Below are 6,049 nucleotides of genomic sequence, written 5' to 3'. Positions count from 1 at the left end.
GGCACGGGGCGTCAGGGGGACGGCGTCACCGGCTCCGCGGTCGCGATCCGCCGCTCCAGGTCCAGGCCCTCGCGGCGCACGCGCATGTCCACGTAGAAGAACGCGGACACCACGAAGCTCAGCGGCGTGAAGAAGGACTGTCCCACCACCTGCAACAGCTCCGCGGGGACGAGCAGGGCCTGCGGGATGGCCGCCTGGGCTGCCGGGTCCAACAGGTTGCCCCCATAGGCGAGCCGGACGATCCACGCGGGCAGGCCCGATACCAGGCTCACCGCGATGAGGATGCCGCCCACCACCGTGGACAGCACCATGGCCCGCACCGTGCCCCGGCCCATGAACCCCGGCTCGACGCGGCCCTTCAGCAGGGCTCCGGAGCGCTTGAACGCCGCCCACGCGCCCACGTCCTCCATCGCCAGCACCGGCGGCAGGAGCATGAAGCGCAGGAAGTACCAGAGCACCGCCGCCAGCGCGCCCAGGCCCAGCACGATGGCGCCGATGATAATCAGCGCGATGCTCAGCGCGGTGCTGCCGCCAGAACCCTTGCCGGTGACGGCCGCGACGACGCCCAGCCCCATGACCACGGAGCCGGGCAGGCACAGCAGGGCCGTCACACCCACGGACCAGAGGATCGACAGGAGGTAGGTCGCGGTCAGCGTGCCCAGGCGCGACGCCGCCCGCCGCAGCCCATCCGAGGGACGCACGGGCTCACCCAGCCGCGCGGGAATCACGTATCGGGCCGCCGCCGTGGTGGCGATCCAGAAGTTCCACACCAGGAACACATACAGCACGAGCATCAGCCCCAGCATGATGCCGGACTGGGTCAGCGCCTGCGTGGGATCCGTGCCCGCGGGGACCTTGCCCAGTCCGGGCAGCACCCCCACCGTGCGCGTCATCGCGACGGTGAACGCCTTGACCGCGATGTAGTTGAGCAGGTCGAACCCCAGACACAGCACGAACAGTGGCTTCAGGTGCGCGCGCCAGAACGTCGCCGCACGGTCGATGATTTCTCCGATGGCGAGGGGGCGCAGCTCAACGGAGGTCGGGGAGGGCGTCACGGCCGCGCAGCATAGCGCCGCCTTCACCGCGCGGGTTCACCCATCACGAACCCTGTCCAGGGCGCCTCACGGGCGATGGCCGAGGCAGGCCGGCTCCATCCGGAGCGCACCCGGTCACCTGCCGCTCGGGCTTCAAAGGCCTCGCACTCAGCCGTGAGGCGGCGCGCAAGCATCCAGCAGCGCCCGGGCCGCCGCGCGCGGATCCTCCGCCTCCAGCACGGCGGAGATGACCGCGACGCCCCAGGCACCCGGCACCTCCCGAGCACGCTCCGCCGTCATCCCGCCCAGCGCCAGGGCAGGGCAGGGCAGCCGGTCCACGAGCCCCCTGAACCCATGGGGCCCCAGCGTGTCGCGCGTGTCCCCCGGCTTGGAGCCGGGAGAGAACACCGGGCTCACCAGCGCCAGGTCCGCCCCCGCCGCGTCTTCCGCCTCGCGCGCGTCGTGCACCGCCACGCTCACGAGCCGGCCCTCCGGCAGAAACGGACGCACGTCACGCGGCGAGGGGCCCGACGCCGGCAGATGCAGGTGCGCGCCGACGAGCAGCGCGACGTCCAGCCGCCCGTTCACGAACAGCGCCCGGCCCCGGCACACCTCCGCCACGAGCCGCGCCTCCTCCAGGAACACCCGCCCGGAGGCCTCCGGATGACGGTGCTGCACGGCGACCTCCGGCCCCGCCTCCAGCGCCCGCTCCAGCGCGGTCAACAGCCGCGCCCGGGGCAGCCGCCAGTCCGTGATGACCACGAGGCGGGGCAGGGCCGAGGGCACCGCTACTCCACGAGCCCTTCGATGGGGCTGGACGCGGAGCCGTACGCCTTGCGCGGGATGCGGCCCGCCAGGTACGCGTCGCGGCCGGCCTCCACCGCCTTCTTCATCGCCACGGCCATGCGCACCGGATCCTTCGCGCCCGCGATGGCGGTGTTCATGAGCAGCGCGTCCACGCCCAGCTCCATCGCGATGGCCGCGTCGGAGGCCGTGCCCACGCCCGCGTCCACGATGACCGGCACCTTCACCACCTCGCGGATGAGCCGCAGGTTGTGCGGGTTGCGGATGCCCAGCCCGCTGCCGATGGGCGCCGCCAGCGGCATCACCGCCGCGCAGCCCGCGTCCTCCAGCTTGCGCGCCGTGATGGGGTCGTCGCTGGTGTACGGCAGCACCGTGAAGCCTTCCTTCACCAGGATGCGCGCCGCCTTCACCGTCTCCTCGACGTCGGGGTAGAGCGTCTTCTCGTCGCCCAGCACCTCCAGCTTCACCCACTTGCTCATGCCCAGCTCTTCGGCCAGCCGGCACGTGCGCACCGCGTCCTCCGCCGTGTAGCAGAGCGCCGTGTTGGGCAAGAGGCGCATCTTGTTGCGGTCGATCCAGTTCATCAGCGACGCCTCGCCCGTCGCCTTCAAATCCAACCGCCGCACCGCCACCGTGACGAGCTCCGCGCCCGACGCTTCGTGGCACTGCTTCATCACCTCGTGGCTGGGGTACTTCCCCGTCCCCACGATGAGCCGCGAGGTGAACGTCACCCCCGCCAGCGTGAAAGGCTTGTCCGCGATGCCGCTCATGACCGTCTCCTCTCCAGGGCCTGCGCTCACCCGCCACCGACGAAGGTGACGATCTCCACCCGGTCCCCGTCCTGGAGCCGGTGCTCGGGATGACGGGCGCGGCGCACCACCTCCGCGTTCACCTCCACCGCCACCCCCGGGCCGCTGCCCAGCTCCAGCAGCGCCAGCAGGGACGAAAGGGTGCTGCCCTCCGGCAGCGTCCGCGCTTCTCCGTTGACCCACACGTTCATGGCCTCACGGCTCCTTCCGGCCCCCCTTCGGACGGGACCCGCCGGTGCCAGTACAAGGGCGGTTCTGCCCTGTCAACGCACAGCCTCCCCCACGCAACAGGCCTGCTACAGCGCGCGGGAACGGATTTTTCGCGCTCGGATGCGTTTTGTTCCGCTCACCCAGCAGGCAGGGAGCCGTGCCCTCCCTCCCGCGCGGGCTACCCCTGGGCACTGCACACACCTTCGACAAGCGCTGTGCAGGTACGAGGTCAGCGACCAGTTTCTGCCCAACGCCGGGGAACAAATCACCGGCATTCAAGAACACACTCACAGGGGGCGGTCACATGCGGAAGCTCATGATTGCGGTCACGGCGGTGGCGGGGCTGACGATGGTCACCGGCTGCAAGAAGGATGACGTCCAGGAACAGCGCGAGGACGTCGCCGAGGCCCGTCAGGAAGCGGCGCAGGAGACGGCGGAGGCCCGTCAGGACGAGAGCAAGGAGCTGGCGTCGGCGCAGCAGAACGCCAACGAGGACGTCGCGGAGGCGCGTCAGGACGCGAACGAGAAGATCGCCAGCGCCAACGAGGACGTCCGTGACGAGGAGAAGGACCTGGCCGAGGCGCAGGCCAACCGCAACGAGGATCTGGCCGAGGACCGGGCCAACCGCAATGAGGATCTGGCCGCGGGCGGCTCCGGCATGGCCGGCACCACCGCCGCCGCCGCCGCGACCACCGTCAACGGCCGCGTGCTGTCCAAGTCCGGCGACACGCTGACGCTGGTGGACACGAGCAACAAGGAACTGAAGATCAAGACCAACGACAAGACCGCCGTGATGGACAACTCCAGCAAGGCGGTGAAGCTGGACGACATCAAGGAAGGCTCGCAGGTGCGCGCCTCCTACGTGATGGACGGCAAGGACATGGTCGCTCGCGACGTGACCCTGGTGGCGCCCATCAAGAAGATGGACAAGTAATCCCCGCGCCTCACGCGCACCTGTCCATCACGGACTGGGGAAATACTTGAAGGCGGCGGCTCCCACCCTCGCGGTGGGGGCCGTTTCCTTTTTAGTCGGGGAAACACCCGGTGGGGTCGGATGGGGATGTCTGACCCGGGTGGTAGGACGCGGGCGTGAGGTCTTCCTCATGCCTTCCCACCCTCGGGAAGCGCTTTTCCCGTCAGGAGCGTCAGCCACGATGGCCACCCATCCCCCCGCGTATTCCGCGTCCCGGCCCTTCATCCTCTTCTCCACCGGGGCCACGTCCTATGAGCTGGTGCGCTACCTGGGGTCGCGCGCCGGAGGGGAGCTGCTGCTCGCCCGCCGGCACTACGCGCGCACGCCGGGCGGACTGGTGCTCATCAAGCGCCTGCGCGACGTGACGGATGACGTGGCGCGGGCGCGGCTGCGCGAAGAGGTGAAGCTGCTCATGCGGCTGTCCCACCCGGCCATCGCGCCGGTGTACCTGGTGAGGGTGCACGACGGGGCGCCCCACCTGGTGACGGAGTACGTGGACGGGCCGTGCCTGGAGACGCTGTCCAGCTTCGCGGCGCTGCGGCGGCGGCCCTTCTCGGAGGCGTTCGCCGCGTACGTGGGCGCGGAGGTGGCGGACGCGCTCCACCACGCCCATGCGCTGGAGGACGCGCGCGGCCTGCCCGTGGGAGTGGTGCACCGCGACGTCAGCCCCCGCTCCGTGCGCGTGGACGTGCACGGGCGGGTGCGGCTGTCGGACTTCGCGCTCGCGTGGTCGCGGCTGCCCGGGCGCGTGGTGACGGAGCCGGGGCTCGTGCGCGGGGACGTGGCCTATGCCTCGCCGGAGGCGCTGGAGGGCCAGCCGCTGGATGGCCGCGCGGACCTGTTCTCCCTGGGGATGGTGCTGCTGGAGCTGCTCACCGGCCTGCACCTGCTGGACCTGGAGGACGTGGAGCGCGCCGCGCAGCAGGCCCAGCCCCTCACCGGGACGCGCGGGCTGTGCGCGGAGACGCCCAGCTGGCTCCCCGCGCCGCTGATGGCCGCGCGCATGGCGTGCCTGACGTCGGCGCACGTGGAGCAGGCCACGCGGGGCCTGTCGCCGGGCATGCGGGCGGTGCTCCAGCGGGTGCTCCAGCGCGACCGCGACCTGCGCTTCCAGACGGGCGCGGAGCTGCGGGACGCGCTCCGGGGCCTGCTGAACGCGGAAGGACGGCCCTATGGCCCTCCCGAAGCGCTGCGCGAAGTGGCGGAGGTGCGCACGGACGCGCTCGTGGGACCCCTGGGGGAGGCGGAAGCGGGGCTGCCGCTGGAGGACGACCTCTGGGACGGCTGCGACGACGACGGCGCGGAATGGACGTGAGCCTGGCTTCCGGACGTCCCGGGGTGCTTGTCATCGCGGGAGGCCGTGGCGAAGACTGCTGGCATGGGTGACGTGAAGGAGCTGCACCGCCGCTGGTGCATCGCGGACGGGCACGCGGATTCGCTGATGTGGAACCGCGACCTGTGCGAGCGGTCGACGGAGGGGCACGTGGACTTCCCCCGCCTGCGCGAGGCGGGGGTGAAGCTGCAGTGCTTCACGCTGGTGACCCGGGGCTTCCCGTTCATTGGCGGCTTCCCGCTGTTCGCCGCGTGGCGCAAGTGGCCCCGCGAGGCGCGCGGCGGCGAGTGGTCCCGCGCGCTCTGGCAGATTGAGCGGCTGGACGCCTTCTGCGCCCGGTCCGGGGACACCGTGCGCGTCGCCACCACCGGGGCGGGGCTGGAGGACAACCTCGCGAACGGGCGGCTGTCGGCGGTGCTGGGCGTGGAGGGCGGCCACGCGATTGAAGGCCAGGTGGAGCGGCTCGCGGAGCTGCACCGGCGCGGCGTGCGCTTCATGGGGCTCACGCACCTGTCCAACAACGATTTGGGCGGGTCCTCCTTTCCCATGATGGGCAACCGGGGGCTGACGCCGCTGGGACACCAGGTGATGGAGGAGATGGCCCGCCTGGGGCTGAGCGTGGACGTGGCGCACGCGTCCGAACAGACGCTTACGGACCTCTTCGCGCACCCCACGGTGCGCTACTTCTGTTCGCACACCGGCGTGCGCGAGGCGGGCGGCGGCTGGCGCAACCTGTCCGACGCGGCGCTGCGCACCATCGCCCAGCGCGGCGGCGTGGTGGGCATCATCCTGGCGCCGGTGTACCTGGGCGGCGACACGTGGGACGACGTGGTCCGCCACGTGGAGCACGCGGTGGACGTGATGGGGGCTGTCGCTTATACACATC

The 6,049-nt window shown here is 71.3% G+C and carries 7 protein-coding genes; 3 read left to right on the top strand and 4 right to left on the bottom strand.

Going from position 1 to position 6,049, the window contains the following annotated elements; translation table 11 throughout:
• Window positions 1–11 precede the first annotated feature (11 nt).
• From D7W79_RS37600 to thiS, 4 genes are all read right to left on the bottom strand, one after another.
• Window positions 12–1,055 carry a hypothetical protein gene (locus D7W79_RS37600; RefSeq protein ID WP_120530085.1) on the bottom strand — a complete coding sequence of 348 codons (1,044 nt, stop codon included), beginning with the start codon at window positions 1,053–1,055 and terminating at the stop codon, window positions 12–14.
• A 147-nt stretch (window positions 1,056–1,202) separates the two neighbouring features.
• Window positions 1,203–1,820 (bottom strand): thiamine phosphate synthase, encoded by a 618-nt coding sequence (locus D7W79_RS37595; RefSeq protein ID WP_120530084.1) that lies wholly within the window; start codon window positions 1,818–1,820, stop codon window positions 1,203–1,205.
• A gap of 2 nt (window positions 1,821–1,822) precedes the next feature.
• Entirely contained in the window at window positions 1,823–2,608 is a 786-nt protein-coding gene (locus tag D7W79_RS37590) for a thiazole synthase (RefSeq protein WP_014395830.1), read from the bottom strand.
• A 26-nt stretch (window positions 2,609–2,634) separates the two neighbouring features.
• Window positions 2,635–2,838 (bottom strand): sulfur carrier protein ThiS, encoded by a 204-nt coding sequence (gene thiS / locus D7W79_RS37585; protein ID WP_120530083.1) that lies wholly within the window; start codon window positions 2,836–2,838, stop codon window positions 2,635–2,637.
• Window positions 2,839–3,173: 335 nt separating this feature from the next.
• On the opposite strand from thiS, the gene D7W79_RS37580 reads away from it, so the two are divergent.
• From D7W79_RS37580 to D7W79_RS37570, 3 genes are all read left to right on the top strand, one after another.
• On the top strand, window positions 3,174–3,791 hold the full coding sequence (locus D7W79_RS37580) for an SPFH domain-containing protein (RefSeq protein ID WP_244222190.1): 618 nt from the start codon (window positions 3,174–3,176) through the stop codon (window positions 3,789–3,791).
• Window positions 3,792–4,011: 220 nt separating this feature from the next.
• Window positions 4,012–5,145: a serine/threonine-protein kinase gene (locus tag D7W79_RS37575; protein ID WP_120530081.1), complete on the top strand. Its 1,134-nt coding sequence runs from the start codon at window positions 4,012–4,014 to the stop codon at window positions 5,143–5,145.
• Between the two features lie 63 nt (window positions 5,146–5,208).
• The coding region (locus D7W79_RS37570; protein WP_120530080.1) for a dipeptidase at window positions 5,209–6,049 on the top strand (841 nt) is incomplete at its 3' end.

This window comes from Corallococcus exercitus, from assembly GCF_003611585.1.
GTDB classification, from domain to species: domain Bacteria; phylum Myxococcota; class Myxococcia; order Myxococcales; family Myxococcaceae; genus Corallococcus; species Corallococcus exercitus.
This window is presented reverse-complemented; position numbering and strand designations above follow the sequence as displayed.